Source organism: Ruegeria sp. HKCCA0235A, assembly GCF_013033235.1.
In the GTDB taxonomy this organism is placed as follows: Bacteria; Pseudomonadota; Alphaproteobacteria; order Rhodobacterales; family Rhodobacteraceae; genus Ruegeria.
The window spans coordinates 578503-596164 of sequence record NZ_WQDQ01000001.1 but is presented as its reverse complement, the minus strand read 5'-3'; the positions used below and the strand labels follow the sequence as shown (position 1 = coordinate 596164).

Annotated in this window: 19 protein-coding genes; 12 read left to right on the top strand and 7 right to left on the bottom strand. The window is 59.9% G+C overall.

The genetic code is table 11. From position 1 onward, the window contains the following. Nucleotides 1-31: 31 nt before the first annotated feature. Nucleotides 32-1018 (bottom strand): GlxA family transcriptional regulator, encoded by a 987-nt coding sequence (locus GOW56_RS02940; RefSeq protein WP_171204881.1) that lies wholly within the window; start codon nt 1016-1018, stop codon nt 32-34. A gap of 133 nt (nt 1019-1151) precedes the next feature. Between GOW56_RS02940 and GOW56_RS02935 the strand changes: the two genes are divergently transcribed. The 4 genes from GOW56_RS02935 (at nt 1152) to GOW56_RS02920 (ending at nt 4675) form a co-directional block, all read left to right on the top strand. Beyond that, complete coding sequence (locus tag GOW56_RS02935; RefSeq protein WP_171115578.1) at nt 1152-2066, top strand: 3-keto-5-aminohexanoate cleavage protein; 915 nt, start codon at nt 1152-1154, stop codon at nt 2064-2066. Between the two features lie 61 nt (nt 2067-2127). Beyond that, a complete protein-coding gene (locus GOW56_RS02930) occupies nt 2128-2445 on the top strand; it encodes a hypothetical protein (RefSeq protein ID WP_171115581.1) in 318 nt (105 codons plus the stop codon). Nucleotides 2446-2453: 8 nt separating this feature from the next. Beyond that, nucleotides 2454-3920 (top strand): carnitine 3-dehydrogenase, encoded by a 1467-nt coding sequence (locus GOW56_RS02925; RefSeq protein ID WP_171204880.1) that lies wholly within the window; start codon nt 2454-2456, stop codon nt 3918-3920. Then, nucleotides 3917-4675 carry an SDR family oxidoreductase gene (locus GOW56_RS02920; protein WP_171204879.1) on the top strand — a complete coding sequence of 253 codons (759 nt, stop codon included), beginning with the start codon at nt 3917-3919 and terminating at the stop codon, nt 4673-4675. Before GOW56_RS02925 ends, GOW56_RS02920 begins: the two co-directional genes overlap by 4 nt. Before the next feature lies 1 nt (nt 4676). Here GOW56_RS02920 and GOW56_RS02915 read toward each other — a convergent pair whose 3' ends face one another. Together GOW56_RS02915 and GOW56_RS02910 are read right to left on the bottom strand one after the other, a co-directional pair. Continuing rightward, entirely contained in the window at nt 4677-4859 is a 183-nt protein-coding gene (locus GOW56_RS02915; protein WP_117868740.1) for a hypothetical protein, read from the bottom strand. 79 nt (nt 4860-4938) lie between these two features. Then, entirely contained in the window at nt 4939-5808 is an 870-nt protein-coding gene (locus GOW56_RS02910; RefSeq protein ID WP_171167825.1) for a helix-turn-helix domain-containing protein, read from the bottom strand. Between the two features lie 108 nt (nt 5809-5916). Here GOW56_RS02910 and GOW56_RS02905 point away from each other — a divergent pair, with 108 nt between their 5' ends. From GOW56_RS02905 to GOW56_RS02895, 3 genes are read left to right on the top strand one after another with little or no spacing between them, the layout of a single operon-like run. Continuing rightward, on the top strand, nt 5917-6120 hold the full coding sequence (locus GOW56_RS02905) for a DUF2061 domain-containing protein (RefSeq protein WP_171167827.1): 204 nt from the start codon (nt 5917-5919) through the stop codon (nt 6118-6120). Continuing rightward, on the top strand, nt 6113-7015 hold the full coding sequence (locus GOW56_RS02900; RefSeq protein ID WP_171204878.1) for a fatty acid desaturase: 903 nt from the start codon (nt 6113-6115) through the stop codon (nt 7013-7015). The genes GOW56_RS02905 and GOW56_RS02900 overlap by 8 nt, the downstream gene beginning before the upstream one ends. A 21-nt stretch (nt 7016-7036) precedes the next feature. Further along, nucleotides 7037-7939: an EamA family transporter gene (locus GOW56_RS02895; RefSeq protein ID WP_171204877.1), complete on the top strand. Its 903-nt coding sequence runs from the start codon at nt 7037-7039 to the stop codon at nt 7937-7939. On the opposite strand, the gene GOW56_RS02890 is transcribed toward GOW56_RS02895, so the two are convergent. The 4 genes from GOW56_RS02890 to GOW56_RS02875 all read right to left on the bottom strand — a co-directional run bounded on the left by GOW56_RS02890 (nt 7936) and on the right by GOW56_RS02875 (nt 12791). Beyond that, on the bottom strand, nt 7936-9282 hold the full coding sequence (locus GOW56_RS02890) for a DEAD/DEAH box helicase (protein ID WP_152458188.1): 1347 nt from the start codon (nt 9280-9282) through the stop codon (nt 7936-7938). The genes GOW56_RS02895 and GOW56_RS02890 overlap by 4 nt on opposite strands. 185 nt (nt 9283-9467) lie before the next feature. Further along, nucleotides 9468-10397 carry a glycosyltransferase family 2 protein gene (locus tag GOW56_RS02885; protein WP_254447142.1) on the bottom strand — a complete coding sequence of 310 codons (930 nt, stop codon included), beginning with the start codon at nt 10395-10397 and terminating at the stop codon, nt 9468-9470. Further along, nucleotides 10394-11137, bottom strand: coding sequence for a hypothetical protein (locus tag GOW56_RS02880; RefSeq protein ID WP_171204876.1), 744 nt, complete (start codon nt 11135-11137; stop codon nt 10394-10396). Before GOW56_RS02880 ends, GOW56_RS02885 begins: the two co-directional genes overlap by 4 nt. A gap of 49 nt (nt 11138-11186) precedes the next feature. After that, nucleotides 11187-12791 carry a peptide chain release factor 3 gene (locus GOW56_RS02875; RefSeq protein ID WP_171204875.1) on the bottom strand — a complete coding sequence of 535 codons (1605 nt, stop codon included), beginning with the start codon at nt 12789-12791 and terminating at the stop codon, nt 11187-11189. Nucleotides 12792-12900: 109 nt separating this feature from the next. On the opposite strand from GOW56_RS02875, the gene GOW56_RS02870 reads away from it, so the two are divergent. The 5 genes from GOW56_RS02870 (at nt 12901) to GOW56_RS02850 (ending at nt 17562) form a co-directional block, all read left to right on the top strand. Next, entirely contained in the window at nt 12901-13263 is a 363-nt protein-coding gene (locus GOW56_RS02870) for a nuclear transport factor 2 family protein (protein ID WP_171204874.1), read from the top strand. 73 nt (nt 13264-13336) lie between these two features. Next, nucleotides 13337-14116 carry an SDR family oxidoreductase gene (locus tag GOW56_RS02865; protein WP_171205029.1) on the top strand — a complete coding sequence of 260 codons (780 nt, stop codon included), beginning with the start codon at nt 13337-13339 and terminating at the stop codon, nt 14114-14116. A 2-nt stretch (nt 14117-14118) separates the two neighbouring features. Further along, nucleotides 14119-15231: a hypothetical protein gene (locus tag GOW56_RS02860; RefSeq protein ID WP_171204873.1), complete on the top strand. Its 1113-nt coding sequence runs from the start codon at nt 14119-14121 to the stop codon at nt 15229-15231. Nucleotides 15232-15337: 106 nt separating this feature from the next. Further along, on the top strand, nt 15338-16387 hold the full coding sequence (locus tag GOW56_RS02855; RefSeq protein WP_171204872.1) for a methyltransferase domain-containing protein: 1050 nt from the start codon (nt 15338-15340) through the stop codon (nt 16385-16387). Between the two features lie 80 nt (nt 16388-16467). Continuing rightward, complete coding sequence (locus GOW56_RS02850; RefSeq protein ID WP_171204871.1) at nt 16468-17562, top strand: ABC transporter ATP-binding protein; 1095 nt, start codon at nt 16468-16470, stop codon at nt 17560-17562. Nucleotides 17563-17662 lie beyond the last annotated feature (100 nt).

Below are 17662 nucleotides of genomic sequence, written 5' to 3'. Positions count from 1 at the left end.
GATATTTCTGGCCAAATGAAGTTGGATCGGGTCAGTGATGGGTGGGGTGCGCGCGCTCTTGCCGTAGGTCGCGGGCAGATTGACCATGTGCGGTGCGGAAAGCGCGGGCGAAACTGGATTGCGAGGCAAAACCGGTGGCCAGCGCGACATCCATCAGTGGAAGGTCGGTGTCGGTGACCAGACGGCGGGCCTCGGCCAGGCGCAGTTGCAGATAGTGATCCTGCGGCGTGGTGTTCAGGCGCAGGCGGAACTGTTGTTGCAGAGTGCGCGGGCTGGTGCCCAGCTGGTCTGCGATGTGGGCCAGTGGCAGGGGATCATCCAGGGATGCCTGCATCAGCGAATTCGCCTTTGCCGTCAGCGCGGTGTGGCGATGTGGAACGCCGGTGCGGCTTTGCGGTGTGCCGGGGTCCGGCGCGCCATCATACAGAAACAGGCCCGAGACACGGGAGGCGAAACCCGCGCCATGACGGGCGGCGATGATGTGCAGCATCATCTCGACAGCGGGAATCGCGCCGCCCGAGGTCAGGCGACCATTCGAGACAGTAAAGCGGTCGGGGCGCACGTCCACGTCGGGGAAACGAGTGGCAAAGTTTTCCAGGTCTTCCCAGTGGGTTGTCGCGGGGTGACCGTCCAGCAGCCCGGCCTCGGCCAGCAACCAGGGGCCGCCGTCAATCCCGGCCATCGTCGCCCCGGTACCGGCAATGCGGCGCAGCCCGGCCAGCAGGCTGGGGGTGGCGTGGCGGGCCAGTTGGAAGCCCGCGACGACAATCATGAGGTCGCAACCTTGCAGGCGAGCAAGCGGGATGCCGGGCACTTGCAAGGCGCTGGTCAGCATCGCGGGTTCGGCTGTGGCGGTCACATAGTCCCAGTCAAATGCGGGCCGGTCCGCCAGACGATTGGCAGCGCGCATCGGATCAACCGCCGAGGCGAAGCTGAGCGTGTTGCATTCGTCCAGCACCAGAACGGCGGTTTTCAGGGCCCGATGTTCGGGTTGCAGTATGTTTTTTGCGGATTGCATCAAGTTCGATTCGCATTCTGCCAAGTAGTTTTCCCAAGGCTGCGCCAGAGTCGGGCCAGAACGCAAATCGGAATCCGTGGAGAAGCCTGGGGAAAACCCAAGGCAAAACTGGGTATAACTTGGGGAAAACGCCATGCCTCTGGAAATGAACCGCGAAGTCTTCATCACCTGCGCCGTGACCGGCTCGGGCGGGACGCAGGATCGCAGCCCGCATGTGCCACGTTCACCGAAGCAAATTGCCGACAGTGCGATTGCCGCCGCGAAGGCAGGTGCGGCCGTGGTGCACTGCCATGTGCGCGACCCCGAAACGGGTGCCCCGTCGCGCGATCTGGCGCTGTATCGTGAGGTGACCGATCGGATTCGGGATGCCGAGGTGGACGCAGTGCTGAACCTTACGGCTGGCATGGGCGGAGACATGGTGTTCGGCGGAATCGAAAACCCGTTGCCATTGGCCGAGGCTGGAACCGATCTGGTTGGCGCGACCGAACGCGTGGCGCATGTGGCCGAATGCCTGCCCGAAATCTGCACGCTGGATTGCGGCACGATGAACTTTGCCGAGGCGGATTACGTCATGACCAACACGCCCGGCGCGTTGCGGGCGATGGGGCAGATGATGACCGATCTGGGCGTGAAACCCGAGATCGAGGCCTTTGACACCGGCCATCTGTGGTTTGCCAAGCAACTGGTGAAAGAGGGAATTCTGGAACCCAACGCCCTGGTTCAACTGTGCATGGGCGTGCCGTGGGGGGCGCCGGATGATCTGAACACCTTCATGGCGATGGTGAACAACGTGCCCGATGACTGGACCTTCAGCGCGTTCTCGCTGGGGCGGCATCAGATGGCCTATGTGGCGGCCTCGGTGCTGGCGGGCGGCAATGTGCGCGTGGGGCTCGAGGACAACCTGTGGCTGGACAAGGGTGTGCTGGCCGAAAACTGGCAACTGGTCGAACGCGCAGGCACCATCATCGAGAACATGGGCGCGCGGGTGATCGGCCCGGCCGAGGTGCGCGAGAAGCTGGGGCTGGTCAAACGGGCGCCCAAAGGTTGACCTGCTTGCGTCCCTTGCCATGACCGGTAAGTGCAGGGGCGCCAGCAAAAGGAAGTGAGCAATGCGATCGGTGCTTGTAATCTGCGCGACGGTTCTGGCCGTATGTCTGCCCCGGGTCGGGGTGGCACAGACCGCGGAAGATCCTTTGGCCCGCGAGGACTGCGAAGCCAAAGGGGGAAGCTATGAGATGGGCGGGCGGATACGGCAGTTTATCTGCTTTGAACCATTGCCCGACGCTGGAAACTCCTGTGAAAAAGCCTCTGACTGCGCAGGGTTCTGCCTGTCGGACACCAAACAATGCAGCGCGGTGACGCCGAAATTCGGATGCATTCCGCATTTGGATGAGACGGCGCGCGCGCAGGTAATCTGTATCGATTAGAGGACAGCATGACAAAGACGGCAGCAATTATCGGGGGCGGTGTCATCGGCGGCGGATGGGCCGCACGGTTCCTGCTCAATGGCTGGGACGTTCGGGTGTTCGACCCGGACCCCGAAGCAGAACGCAAAATAGGCGAAGTACTGGACAACGCACGGCGATCCCTGCCGGGGCTGAGTGACGTTCCGTTACCGGCCGAGGGCGCGCTGAGCTTTCATGACGACATGGCCGACGCCGTACAGGGCGCGACGTGGATCCAGGAAAGCGTGCCAGAGCGGCTGGATTTGAAGCTGAAGGTTTACAAGGGCTTGCAGGAGGCTTGTGATCCAGACGCGATCATCGGGTCATCGACCAGCGGGTTCAAACCATCGGAGCTTCAGGACGGTGCTTTGCGGCCCGAACAGATCGTCGTGACGCACCCGTTCAATCCAGTCTATCTGCTGCCGCTGATCGAGCTGGTGCCGACCGACAAAAACCCACAGCAGATGATTGAACGGGCCAGGGAATTGCTGACCTCGGTTGGATTCTTTCCGCTGCATGTCAAGAAAGAGATCGACGCGCATATCGCCGACCGCTTTCTGGAAGCCGTCTGGCGCGAGGCGCTCTGGCTGGTCAAGGATGGCATTGCAACCACCGAAGAAATCGACGAGGCGATCCGGATGGGCTTTGGCATCCGCTGGGCGCAGATGGGATTGTTCGAAACCTACCGAGTGGCCGGAGGGGAAGCGGGAATGCGGCATTTCATGGCTCAGTTCGGGCCAGCCTTGAAATGGCCCTGGACCAAGCTGATGGACGTGCCGGAATTCACCGATGAACTGGTCGACCTGATCGCCGATCAGTCAGACGCGCAATCCGGAATGCATTCAATCCGGGAACTGGAACGCATTCGCGACAACAATCTTGTCGGCATGATGCGGGCCCTCAAGGCGCAGAATTATGGCGCGGGGGCGGTGCTGAACCAGCATGATGCGCTGTTGAAACCGGGTGCTCTGCCGTCGCTGGATCAGGCGGATCTGAGCCAGCCGATCCTGACCCTGTCCCGCGCCGTTCCGTTGGACTGGACGGATTACAACGGCCATATGAACGAAGCCAAGTATCTGGAAGCCTTTGCGGCCGCCACGGACCGTTTCATGGAGATCATCGGTTGCGATATGGAGTATATCGCGTCGGGTGGCAGCTATTTCACCGCCGAGAACCACATCCGTTACATCGACGAGGTCCATGCAGGGGCGAAGATCGACGTGCGCACGCAGATGCTGTTGGGGCAGGGCAAGAAGCTGCATGTCTTTCACAGCATGTATGAAGGCGACAAGCTGTTGGCCACGGGCGAGAGCTTTCTGCTGCATGTCAGTCTTGAAACCCGCCGTCCCAGCCCGCCGTCGCCCAAGATCGAAGCAGCGATGGCGCGGATTGCCGAGGCACAGGCCGGTTTGCCTTACCCTGAAGGGGCGGGTGCCGCCATTCGGAAGCCATCGTGACCAGGCGCGTATTGGTAACGGCCGGGGCATCGGGTGTCGGTCATGCCATGGCCGCGGCGTTTGACGCTGCTGGTTATGATGTCTGGGTAACGGATATTGACCAGTTAGCCCTGAAAATCTTGCCCGACCATTGGGTGGCGCACAGGGCTGATGTGACCAACGAGGCCGACATGAGCGCGGTGTTTCAGGCTGTCGGGGCCGCCGGCGGGCTGGATGTTCTGTGCGCAAATGCCGGAATCGCCGGGCCGACCAGCGCGATCGATGATATCGATCTGGATGCATGGCGCGCCTGCGTCGCGGTCAATCTGGACGGGGCCTTTCTGGCCGCCAAACACGCGGCCCCTATAATGAAGTCGGCGCGGGCGGGCAGCATCATTCTGATCTCTTCGACAGCCGGTCAGTACGGCTATCCGTTCCGAGCGCCCTACGCTTCGGCCAAATGGGCGGTCATAGGGTTGATGAAAACCCTGGCGATGGAACTTGGACCGCTGGGCATTCGCGCAAACGCCATTTGCCCGGGTGCCGTGGAAGGCCCGCGCATGGAAGGTGTCTTGGCCCGAGAGGCCGCCGCGAAAGGCATGACCCGCGATGAGGTCTATCAGGGCTATGCCTCGGGCACCTCTATGGGGCGCTTTGTGGAAGCGCAGGATATCGCCAATATGGCCGTCTTTCTTGCTTCAGACGCAGCACGGTTGGTGTCTGGGCAGGTGATTGCGGTGGATGGGCACACGGTCAACCCCGACCCGAAACTGTAGGTCAGCCCTGATTTGGTCCGCGGATCTGGCGGATGGTCTGACGGACCGCCTGCCAATCCTGCGCCTCTTTCTGGTTTCCGGCGGCTTCGCATTCACGCATTTTCTGCGCGGCTTCCGCCTCGGCCCGGTCTCCGTGCGCGGCATACAGCGCGCGCGCGTATTGAGCGGTTTGAATTGCGTCCATTCCTGTGGTCCTCCGTTTGTGATCGGAATGCCCGTTGGTTCGCGCCAAGGGACGATAGCACAGGTTTTGCGCCGCTGCATCAATTCTTGCCAGATACAGCCGTTCTGAGTTGTCGCAAGTGGTCCGGGAAATCGCGGGCGGCCACATCGGCCTCGCGCACAAGTGTGTCGAAGTGCCGTGAAAATGTCTCGATCCGGTCCCGGTCTCGGAACGCCATATAGTGACTGCCTGCATAAAAAACGCACAGCAGCGGCCCGAAAATCGTTACAGGGGCTGAATAAAGCCGTTTGGCATCGAACAGATAGATACGCATTCGGGGATAAAGCTGTTCACACAGCTCCAGCAGATGATCAATCTGCTCCTGACGAATCGCCGGGCAAAGGCCTTGGTAATACCCCGTGCCGCTTGCAAAGCTTTCGATCTCGAACAATGGCATTGCAATTTCGTAATCAGACTGCGCACTGCGCATCCAGGTCAACCTGTCTTCGGACGCACCGATGGCCTGATCTGCCGTGCGACCCAGATGGGGGGCATATTCCCACTCCAGCACCGCGCGCGTCTTGAGCATGTCGGGCAGGGTGGCCGGAACATAGCGGATCTTGTACCCGGTGGCTTCTTTGTGCCAGTCGAAAATCCGCTCATCGACCAGGGCGCGGGGCGCTTCGGTAATGGACAGGGAACTGGCCAGAATCTCTGCCGCGCTTTCCGGCCTGTCGGACAGGCCCAGCAACCAGTCAGCCGAAACGCCCAGTGCCGCGGCGCAGCCACCCACAACATGCGCATTGGGAAGACGCGCGCCATGACCGGTCAACAACTGAGATACGGTTGAACGGTCCACGCCGATGTGGCGCGCAAGCGCGCTTTGGCTGACGTGACGGTCCTCCATCGCGCGGGCAAGGCGTAGGCGGAATTGAGCGGCGCGGTCGCGTTTGTCGATGTTTTCCTTCATGCGATGAAAAATATCACATATGATTAGTTTTGTTAATCATATTCAGAATTTTCAGCGTGAGAAATGAAATGTAACCCCTTTGTAAAAGCAAAAAGAATGGGGATCGGAATGGAAACGCGGCGAAGATCGGTCGTGAAAGCAATCGTGTGGAATGTCATGGGGTTGGCCACCATGACTCTGGTGGGCCTGATCGCCACAGGCTCGGCCGCCGTCGGCGGGGCATTGGCACTGGTGAATACCGCCATCGGCCTGACGCTTTACATTGTCTATGAAAGAATTTGGGCCGGAGTTTCGTGGGGGCGCAATGGCTGAGCCCTCGACACCCAAGTCGCCCGAATGGGGTACATTTGCCCTGATCGTCGGATGCTATGCCGCATGGCTGGTCGGGCTGTTCTGGCTGGCGGATATTTCGCTGTGGTTGGCGGTGCTGGCTTTGGGCTTTGTTGCGGCCCTGCATTCGTCTTTGACGCACGAAGTCCTGCACGGGCACCCGTTCCGAGCCAAATGGCTGAATGAGGCGCTGATGGCGCTGCCGCTGACCCTGGCCATTCCGTATAACCGTTTTCGCGATCTGCATTTGGCGCATCATCAGGATGCCACTTTGACCGACCCGTATGACGACCCCGAGTCCAACTATCTGGATCCCAACGTCTGGGCGGACCTGCCGGGTGGCGTGCGGGCTTTGCTGGCCCTGAACAACACGCTTCTGGGGCGGATGGTTCTGGGCCCGGCCATAGGGCAGGTGCTGTTTCTGCGCGACGAATGGCGGGGGCTGCGGCGCGGCGACAGGGCGATCCTGCTGGCCTGGGCATTGCATATCCCCGGTGCGGTTGTGGTGCTGTGGATCGTTGCACAATCGGCCATGCCGATCTGGGCCTATCTGATTTCGGCCTATATCGGGCTGGCGTTGCTGAAGATCCGCACGTTTCTGGAACACCGCGCGCACGAGAAATCCCGCGCGCGGACCGTGATTATCGAAGACAGCGGGCCGTTGGCGTTTCTGTTTCTGAACAACAACCTGCATGTTGTTCATCACATGAATCCCGCCGCGCCATGGTATCGGCTGCCGTCGTTGTATCGGGATGGCAAAGACAGGTATCTGGCCTGCAATGAGGCGTATGTTTACCGCTCGTATGCACAGATCTTCCGGCAGTATCTGCTGCGCGCCAAGGACCCGGTTCCGCATCCGCTCTGGCCAAAGCACTGATTTGGCGACACAACGGGTGACATGAGTCTCTGGATCCCTGTCACCATCGCCGCCGCCAGTTTTCAGACCGTGCGGTTCATGCTGCAAAAATCCTTGAGCAGCGTGAAACTGTCTGCCGCCGGCGCGACCTTTGCGCGATTTGCGTATTCCATGCCGCTGGCCGTTGCTGGGCTGTTTGTGGCGATGCTGACAACGGGCGCCAGCTTGCCTCCGATTGGTGGAGTGTTCTGGCTGTACGCTGTCATCGGAGGCACGTCGCAAATCCTGGCGACGATCTGTGTTGTGGCGTTGTTCAAACAACGAAACTTTGCGGTTGGAATCACCTTCAAGAAAACCGAAGTCATTCAGACCGCGATCGTCGGATTTCTGGTTTTGGGCGACAGCGTTTCCAGCGGCGCGCTGGTTGCGATCCTGTTGGGGTTGATGGCGGTGCTTTTGCTGTCGAAAACCCCCGGAGGAGGCGGCGCCTGGTGGCGGCATCTGACCAACCGCGCGTCCCAATTGGGGCTTGGATCAGGGGTTTTGTTTGCGTTCTCCGCCGTCAGCTATCGCGGGGCCTCGTTGCAATTGGGTGATGTCGACGCCTGGTTCCGGGCACTGATCACCCTGGCCGCCGTCGTGACGTTTCAGTTTGTCAGCATGGGCCTGTGGTTGTTGTGGCGCGACCGGGCCGAACTGCGCGCGGTGTGGCAAACCCGATCCACCGGCGTGTTTGTCGGCCTGACCAGTCTGGGCGGTTCGTTTTGTTGGTTCTGGGCCTTCACCCTGCAAAACGCAGCCTATGTCAAAGCGCTGGGGCAGGTAGAGCTGATCTTCAGCCTGATGGCCTCGATCCTGTTTTTCCGCGAGACGATCACCCGGCGAGAAATCGCCGGGATGTTGCTGTTGGGTGTCTCGATACTGGCCTTGGTGCTGGCGATTTAGCCGGCACGACGCTCGTCAAAGCTCAGGGCAATGAAGCTGGGCAGGTGATCGCCCATACCCACCACGGCCCGGCCATTGTCTTCCTTGCGCCCGCGGCCACGCCCTTTGGGCTCTCGCTCTTTCCGGGTGTCTTTCTTGGCTTCGGAGTCCCGGGCTTTTTTCTCGGGCTTCGGCTTTTCAGGCTTGGGCTCTTCCTTGACCGGATTGTCGATGCGCGGGATGTCCTTCTGGATCAGCTTTTCGATCGCAGCCAGGGCTTTTTCATCGCGGACCGAGCAGATCGTGATGGCCTTGCCTTCGCGCCCGGCGCGACCGGTGCGGCCGATACGGTGCACGTAATCCTCGGGGTGGCCGGGGACGTCGAAATTGAACACGTGGCTGACGGCTGGAACATCCAGACCGCGCGCAGCGACGTCGGACGCAACCAGCAGACGCAATGATCCGTCGCGGAACCCGTCCAGCGTCTTCATCCGTTGCGATTGGTCCAGATCGCCATGGATCGCAGCGGCGTCATAGCCGTATTTCTTCAGCGATTTCGCGCAGATATCGACATCTGTCTTGCGGTTGCAGAAGATGATTGCGTTGGTGCACTTTTCGCCCTCTGCGTCGATCAAGGCGCGCAGCACGTTGCGTTTCTGGCTTGCTTCACGGTCCCGACGGCCGCCTTTGAACATGACAACGCCCTGTTCGATCGTCTCGGATGCGGTCGCTTGCCGGGCGACTTCAACCCGGGCAGGGGCGGACAGGAAAGTATCCGTGATGCGCTCGATCTCGGAAGCCATGGTCGCCGAGAAGAACAATGTCTGCCGCGTGAACGGCGTCAGCGAGAAGATGCGTTCGATATCAGGAATAAAGCCCATATCCAGCATCCGATCGGCTTCGTCCACCACCATGATCTGAACACCGGTAAGCAGAAGCTTGCCACGTTCGAAATGGTCCAGCAGGCGGCCCGGAGTGGCGATCAGAACGTCGACGCCGCGATCGATCAGGGCCTCTTGCTCTTTGAAGCTGACACCGCCGATCAACAGCGCCTTGGTCAGTTTTAGGTGTTTGGTATAGGTGTCGAAATTCTCGGCCACCTGGGCGGCCAGTTCCCGCGTCGGACACAGCACCAGCGAGCGCGGCATGCGCGCGCGGGCGCGGCCACGGGCCAGCAGGGTGATCATCGGCAGTGTGAAGCTGGCGGTCTTGCCAGTGCCGGTCTGGGCAATCCCCAAGACATCACGGCCTTCCAGAGCGGGCGGAATCGCGCCTTCCTGGATCGGAGTGGGGGATTCGTATCCGGCCTCTTCAATGGCTTTGAGGACCTTCGGGTTCAGGTTCAGTTCGTTGAATTTTGTCATGTATGTCCGGTTTTTGCGGACACTTGACCTGGCCCGCGCGTCAAAGATGTGCCGGGCCCGGATGGCCATGCGCGTAATGCGACATTTCGGCTTGTACGCGGACATAACAAAAACGTTGATCGGGGTCAAATGAAGAGAATTTCACCTGACCCTGCCTTTTGTCTGCGGTGAATTTCAGCAACAATTCAGCAACTTCCGGGGAAGTGTTTCTGTAGTTTTTCGTCCAGGTTCAATGGGCGGTGGCGCAGCAGGCCGTGGCGTTCCAGGTTGGCGCGCACCTCTGCGTCCGCGCCGCTCATTTCATTGTAGAACGCACGCAGCCCGACCATGCCCTGTTCGGCCTCGATCCAATTGAGCAGTTCGTTCTTGCTCAGCCCCCCCTGTTCGCGCGGAACATTCGGAGCCATGCCGGCCTGATACGAGCCACGATCCATGCGGAACTGGTAGTGCGCTATCCAGTGGTCCCAGTCCGGGGCATGACGATGGCACAGATCGATCTGCGGAAGCTCGTATTTGCTGGGCAGCAGCACCTTGTTCTGAAACAAGTTGTGGATGCGGATGCTCAGGTTCTTCAATCCGGTGCGCACGAACAGCTTTCCCTGCACGTGACTCAGGAAACCGCCCATGACGAAGGCGCCGTAATTCGGGTAAATGGTCTCGACCAGCGATTCGCGGTTCGGGCCATGCGGGATATGAGCTTTGTACAGATCATCGCCCCCGGCCAAGGCCTCCAACGGGCGGACACGCACCGCGGGAACCGTGTCTGGGACATCGCGCAGAACATCAGAAATGGGCGCCGCCGGCCAAAGAAACTCATCCACATCGATATGTGTCAACCAATCCAGCCGGGTGTTTCGATAGGCAAAAGTGGCGTGAACCGACTGGCGCACCTGATGCTTTTCCGGCCGTGCGCGTCCGCGTTTTTCCCAAAAGGCGTCATCACAGTTACGGACCCGGACCTTGGGATGCATTCTCAGAGCCCTGAACGTGCGGCGGTTGGGTTCGTCCATGTAGATATATATGAAATCCGCCCCCAGTTCGAGGTGATGGGCCACGAACCGAAGGACGTCTTCGGTTGGTCCCCGGACCATGGAGACAATGCCCCAGGTGGTCATTTGCGCGGTGCGCGGGTGTCGCGCATGCGTTTCAGGCGTCGAAAAACTCCACCTGGGTCCTTGTTCAATTGGATCATCAGGTGATCCACCAGCGGTGCAATCGTGGGATCGTTCATCGCCTTGGTCCAGATCGGAGCGATGAGATTGACGTCAAGCCCGCCTTTTTCAAAGGAAAAGCCTTTCATCTGATAGGGCAGCGGGACGTGGTTCCTGTCCTTGAACTGAAACGGCGTTTCCGGGGCCAGCCCCGAGAAGAGCCGCTCGAACTCATACAGCTTCATCATGCTGAAGAACACGCGCAAGGCATGTCCGACCTCGCGCTGTGTCGGCGTCTGACCGTGATCCGCAAAGGTCTGAACAGACGATACCAGCCAACGAAGGTCGAGGACGGAAATAAGATGGTCAGATTGTTCGTCCCACAACCGGCAGAACAGCGCAGGGGCCTGACGCGGAAAGGAGCGTTTTCTGAGATTCGAGATCAGCTGGGCGTTCAGGAAGGCAAGCTCTGACTTTCCGACGAATTCCCGCGCGATCTGAACGCGTTTGCGATCCCAGGTGGTGCTGCGCCCGGGTGGCAATTCGGTGGCGGTGTCGGGCACGATGCGTTTGGCCAGATCATCCAGATCGACGTCAAGCTCGGGCAGGGTCAGGGTGCCGAACTGAAACGGGCTGCGCCGGTTCTCATAGCTGTCCAGCATGTCGGGCAGGCCACCGGGATAGGTCAGTTCGTCGTCACTCATGCGCGCAGGATTGCACAGCCAAACCTGCCTGTGCAATCAGACAGTTGCCTCAGGTCATCATCTCTTTTGTCGCGGTCAGGTTCAGCGCGGGATAGTCACGGACCACCCGATCGATATCCCATTGCAGGCGGGTCAGATAGACGATGTCGCCGTCATGATCATGCGCGATGTGCTGCTTGTTGGCGCCTACGAATTTCTCGACTTCGGCCTTGTCACCGCTCACCCAACGTGCCGAGGTGAACTGCGATGCCTCGAACCGTACCGGCAGGCCATATTCCATCTCGATCCGGCTGGCGAGCACTTCGAACTGCAATGCACCCACGACCCCCACGATAAAGCCTGAGCCGATCGAAGGTTTGAACACCTTGGCCGCACCTTCTTCGGCGAATTGCATAAGGGCTTTTTCCAGATGCTTGGCTTTCATCGGGTCGCCCGCGCGGACGCCTTGCAGCAGTTCCGGCGCAAACGACGGGATGCCGGTCACCCGCAGTGCTTCGCCTTCGGTCAGCGTATCGCCAATGCGCAGCTGCCCGTGGTTGGGAATGCCGATGATGTCACCGGCCCAGGCCTCATCCGCCAACTCGCGGTCAGAGGCCAGGAACAATACGGGGTTCGAGATCGCCATCGGCTTTTTCGACCGCACATGGGTCAGCTTCATGCCACGCTTGAAGTGACCGCTGGCCATACGGACAAAGGCCACCCGGTCGCGGTGCTTGGGGTCCATATTGGCCTGAACCTTGAACACAAAGCCTGAAACTTTCTTTTCGTCGGGGGAAATCTGGCGGGGTTCTGCGGATTGAACCTGTGGCTGCGGGCCATAGGCGCCGATGCCTTCCATCAGTTCCTTGACGCCGAACGAGTTGATGGCCGAACCGAACCAGATCGGGGTCATGTGGCCTTCCAGTACCGCCTGCGGGTCAAGCGCAGGCAGCAATTCGCGCGCCATCTCGACCTCTTCCAGCAGTTTGTCCAGCAATTCGGCAGGCACATGCTCGGCCAGTTTGGGGTCGTCCAGCCCGTTGATTTCGATGCTTTCCGCCACCTTGTTGCGGTCGGCGCGGTCCATCAGTTCCAGCCGGTCGCGCAGCATGTCATAACAGCCGATGAAGTCGCGCCCCACGCCGATGGGCCAGGCGGCGGGCGTGACGTCGATGGCCAGCATTTCCTGAATTTCGTCGATGATCTCGAACGTGTCGCGGCTTTCGCGGTCCATCTTGTTGCAGAAGGTCAGGATCGGCAGATCGCGCAGGCGGCAGACCTCGAACAGTTTCTGCGTCTGGCTTTCCACACCTTTCGCGCCGTCGATCACCATGACGGCCGCGTCCACGGCTGTCAGCGTGCGATAGGTGTCTTCCGAGAAATCGCTGTGGCCGGGTGTATCCACAAGGTTGAACCGGAAGTTGCAATAGTCGAACGACATCGCCGAAGCCGAGACCGAGATGCCGCGATCCTTTTCCATCTGCATGAAGTCCGACCGGGTCCGCCGCGCCTCGCCCTTGGCACGCACCTGACCGGCCATCTGGATCGCGCCCCCGTACAGCAGGAACTTTTCCGTCAGCGTCGTCTTGCCCGCATCCGGGTGCGAGATGATGGCGAACGTCCGGCGTCGGGCGATCTCGGGCGGCAGGGTGGGTTGGTTCGAGGTATCAAGCATGAGCGCGCGTATATGCGGGGAATCCTGCCGAAGCAAGACAAAGGGTCTGGTACGAATCATGGGTCTGTGGCAAAAAGAACATATAGTGAACAAATGATGGAGTGGATCAATGAATTTGAAAGAGATTGCAGATGAACTCGTGGCTGGTTGCCGGGAAGACCGGGCCAAGGAAAACCTGTCCAAGCTGTATGCGCCGGATGCGGTGTCGGTCGAAGGGCAGGATTTTCAGGGAATGGGTCGGGAAACCAAAGGGATCGACGCCATCCGTGGCAAGCATGAGTGGTGGGAAAGCGCTCATGAAGTGTCCAGTGCGTCTGTCAGCGATCCGCTTCCTCATGGCGAAGACCGTTTTGCCGTGATTTTCGAAGTGCAGGGCACCGTGAAGGAAACCGGCGAAGCGTTCGATATGCGCGAAGTGGGTGTCTATCACGTCGCCGACGGCAAGATCATCCGGGAAGAGTTCTTCTATTGATCGACGATCCGTTTCTGGTCTTCCCTGTCTGGCCGGTGCTAGACATGCGGCGATGACTGACAGGGAGGATCCGATGGATCTGGGAATTCAAGGAAAACGCGCGCTGGTCTGTGCCAGCAGCAAAGGATTGGGTCTTGGCTGCGCCGAGGCGCTTGCCGAGGCTGGCGTGAATCTGGTGATGAACGCACGCGGCCCCGAAGTGTTGGAGGCTGAAGCCGCACGCCTTCGGTCAGAACACGGCGTCGAGGTGCAGACCGTGGCTTGCGACGTGACCACCCCCGACGGTCAGGCGCAGGTGATCGAGGCCGCGCAGGGCGTTGATATTCTTGTGACAAATGCCGGTGGACCGCCACCCGGATCGTGGTCGGACTGGGAGCGCGATGATTTCATCAAGGCGCTGGATGCCAACATGTTGACGCCGATTGCATTCATGAAGGCCCTGCTTCCCGGAATGATGGAAAAGGGTTGGGGCCGGGTGGTGAATATCACCTCGCAATCCGTGCGTGCGCCAATTGCGGTTCTGGGTCTGTCAAACGCGGCGCGTACAGGTCTGACGGGCTATGTGGCCGGAACCTCGCGTCAGGTGGCGCCACACGGGGTGACCATCAACAACCTGCTTCCGGGCATCCACGCCACGGACCGGGCGGATTCTCTGGACAGCGGTGTGGCGGCGCAACAGGGTATTTCGATTGACGAAGCGCGTGCCAACCGTGCGGCGACGATCCCGGTCAGACGCTATGGTTCACGGCAGGAGTTTGGTTCGACCTGCGCGTTTCTGTGTTCGCAACATGCGGGCTTCATCGTTGGCCAGAATATCCTGCTGGACGGCGGTGCGACCAACCTGACGATGTGATCATGGCGCAGGGGTTTTCGTTGAAAGATCAGTTGTTCAATGCTGAAAAGGTCAGTTTTCTCAGCGCCTTGTTCTTGGATGCTGAACCGGGTTTCGACGCCTCTGCGTTTCAGGCACAGGTCATGTCGCGCCTGCCTGAACTGGAACTGAAACAGCGTATGACCTGGATCGCGACATGCCTGCAACAGGCCGTGCCGGGCGACTTACCGACAGTCGCCCCGGTGATTTTGCGGTCTTTGCCGCCTCCGCTGGACCCTGCCAGATCGGATGATGATTTTGGCGATTTCATTTTCGCGCCGCTGGGTGAATGGGTCGCGGCCATCGGGCTGGATAACGTCGATCTGTCTCTGGATGTGTTGGAGGAGCTGACGCAGCGGTTTTCGATGGAATGGGCCATTCGGCCTTTCCTGAACCATGCCCCGGACAAGGTGCTTGGGCGGATGCAGGACTGGTGCACCCACGGCAGCTATCACGTGCGCCGATTGGTCAGCGAGGGAACGCGGCCCCGTCTGCCATGGGGGCAGGGCATCGGTCTGGGTCTGACGGACCCGTTGCCGCTGTTGGACAGGTTGCACGGCGATCCGACCCGGTATGTCACGCGGTCGGTGGCCAACCATTTGAATGATATTGCCAAGAAAGACCCGGGCCTGGTGCTTGGGCGTCTGGACAAGTGGCGCACCGAGGCGCGACAGACCGCGGCAGAGCTGGAGTGGATGACCTCTCATACGTTGCGCGGTTTAGTCAAGGCCGGGCACCCAGAGGCGATGAAGATGCTGGGATATGACCCAGATGCGGATATCGCCGTGACAATTGATCTGAGTTCCGAGGCCCGTATCGGCGAAGCGCTGGAGTTTTCCGTTGATCTGACCGGGGTAGGGAAACAACCGGTTCTGGTGGATTATATTATTTATTTTCAGCGCCCTGCGGGAAAAACATCACCTAAGGTGTACAAGCTGAAACAGGCGGCTTTGAGCAACGGCAGGCTCACGTTGGCCAAGCGTCACAGGCTGAAGGGTGATGCGTCTACCTTCAGGCTGATCCCCGGCGCGCATCGGCTTGAGGTTCAGGTGAACGGCGTTGTCCGTGCCGATGTGGACTTTGAGTTGCTGGAGTAGTTGGGCGCAGGAACACTCACGCTTTGGTCAGAACGACCGTGGCAAGATTGCGAATGCAAGGCCATTGCACTAGCTGCGTACAGGCAAGCATGACGGGGAAGCAGCGATGAAACACGATTCGGTACGGAATTATTATGGTGAAGTCCTGCAAAGCAGTGCGGACTTGCAGACCAACGCCTGTTGTACGCCTGACGACATGCCGGATCATCGCAAGCGGATTCTGTCCAGAATTCATGACGATGTGCTGACCCGATATTACGGGTGCGGTCTGATCGCGCCTCTGGATCTCGAGGGCATGTCGATCCTCGATCTTGGCTGTGGGGCGGGGCGCGACGTCTATGCGCTGTCTGCCATGGTTGGTGAAAAAGGCCGGGTCGTCGGTGTGGACATGACACCCAAACAACTGGACGTTGCCCGCGCGCATCAGGACTATCACGCCCAAGCCTTTGGGCACGCCAAAAGCAATGTGGAATTCCATCACGGCTATATCGAGAAGCTGGAGGAACTGGATCTGGAACCCGGATCGTTCGACATCATCGTCTCGAACTGCGTCATCAACCTGGCGACCGACAAGGATGCCGTGCTGCGCGGCGCGCATCGGTTGCTGAAAGAAGGCGGCGAGATGTATTTCTCGGACGTCTATGCCGACCGCCGTGTCCCGAAGGCGATGGCCGAGGATGAGGTTCTGTATGGCGAATGCCTGTCGGGTGCATTGTACTGGAATGATTTCCTGTCGATGGCGCGCAAGGCAGGTTTCGGTGATCCGCGCCGGGTGACGCACCGCCCGCTGACCATCGAGAATCCTGCGCTGGAGGATCGTGTTGCCCCGCTCAGATTCCTGTCGGCGACCTACCGTCTGTTCAAGCTGCCGGCGCTGGAACCGGCCTGCGAGGATTACGGCCAGGCGGTGATCTACAAAGGCACTGTTCCCAACGCGCCGCATGCGTTTGTACTGGACGATCACCATGTCATCGAAACCGGCAAAGTCTTTCCGGTCTGCGGCAATACCTGGATGATGCTGCGGGACACGCGGTTTGCCCGCCATTTCGACTTTATCGGTGATTTTTCCACCCATTTCGGCATTTTCGAGGGCTGCGGCGGCGAAAGCCCGTTCGAGGCAACAGACGAAGCCGCATCATCCGGCGGTTGCTGCTGATCTCTTGCACCTGAGGGGCGGGGTTGCTATCCCCGCCCAAGCCCGATGGATTTGATCGGGAAAGGCAATGGGGTCCATCGGTGACAGGTAACGCAACTCCTCCGCGTCTGGAAATTCGCAACATTGTTCGCCGGTTCGAAGGGCGGGTTGTTGTGGATGACGTGTCATTGACCGTGCAGGCCGGCAAGGTAACCTGTTTGCTGGGGCCGTCTGGCTGCGGGAAATCCACCACCCTGCGCATGATTGCCGGGGTCGAGATGCAGGACTCGGGTGAGATCTACGTCGATGGCAAACTGATCTGCGACACCGTGTTTCGGGTGCCCCCAGAGCGGCGCGAGATCGGGTTGATGTTTCAGGACTTTGCGCTGTTTCCTCATCTGAGCGTTGCCAACAACGTGGCCTTTGGCCTGAAAGGCAGCAAGGACGAGAAACGAGCCCGGGTCGAAGAGCTTTTGCGCAAAGTGGACCTGATGCGGTTCATCGACGGGTTCCCACATCAGTTGTCGGGCGGCGAGCAACAACGTGTGGCCCTGGCCCGCGCTTTGGCGCCACGGCCCCGGATCATGCTGATGGACGAGCCCTTTTCGGGCCTCGACAACCGTCTGCGCGACGGTATTCGGGATGAGACGCTGTCCATTCTCAAGGAAGAGGATGCGGCCGTTCTGCTGGTTACACATGAACCGGAAGAGGCGATGCGGATGGCGGATGAGATCGCGCTGATGCGGCGCGGCAAGATCGTCCAGCAGGGCGCGCCATACAATGTCTATACCCGGCCGGCGGACAAGGCGGCCGTGGCCTTTTTCAGTGATGTCAACGTGTTGCGGGCGCAGGTGAACGGAGCGCTGGCAGACACGCCGTTCGGCCAGTTTCTGGCGCCGGGTATTCCGGATGGAACGGATGTCGAAATCGTATTTCGCCCCCAGCATGTCAAACTGGATTTCGATCGCAACGGCAAGGGCCCGCTGCCGACCGCGACCGATGGCGTTGCCGCGCGGGGCGTGGTCGAGCGTGCGCGTTTTCTGGGAAACGAAAGCCTGGTCGAGTTTCGCATGGACTACGACGGCTCGATCCTCAGGGCGACGGTCCCCAATGTCTTTGTGCCCAATCCGGGCCGTGTCATGTGGCTGACCATTCGTCGCGACAAATGTTTCGTTTTCCCCAAGGCGCAGAGTTAACCTCGCGATTTCCGTGCAAGTGGTGCGCGAAAGCCTCAGATTGCAGGGTCGCGTCGCTTGCCGCATCGCGGGGCTGGGTCTATCAAGGGCCAAACGCGGG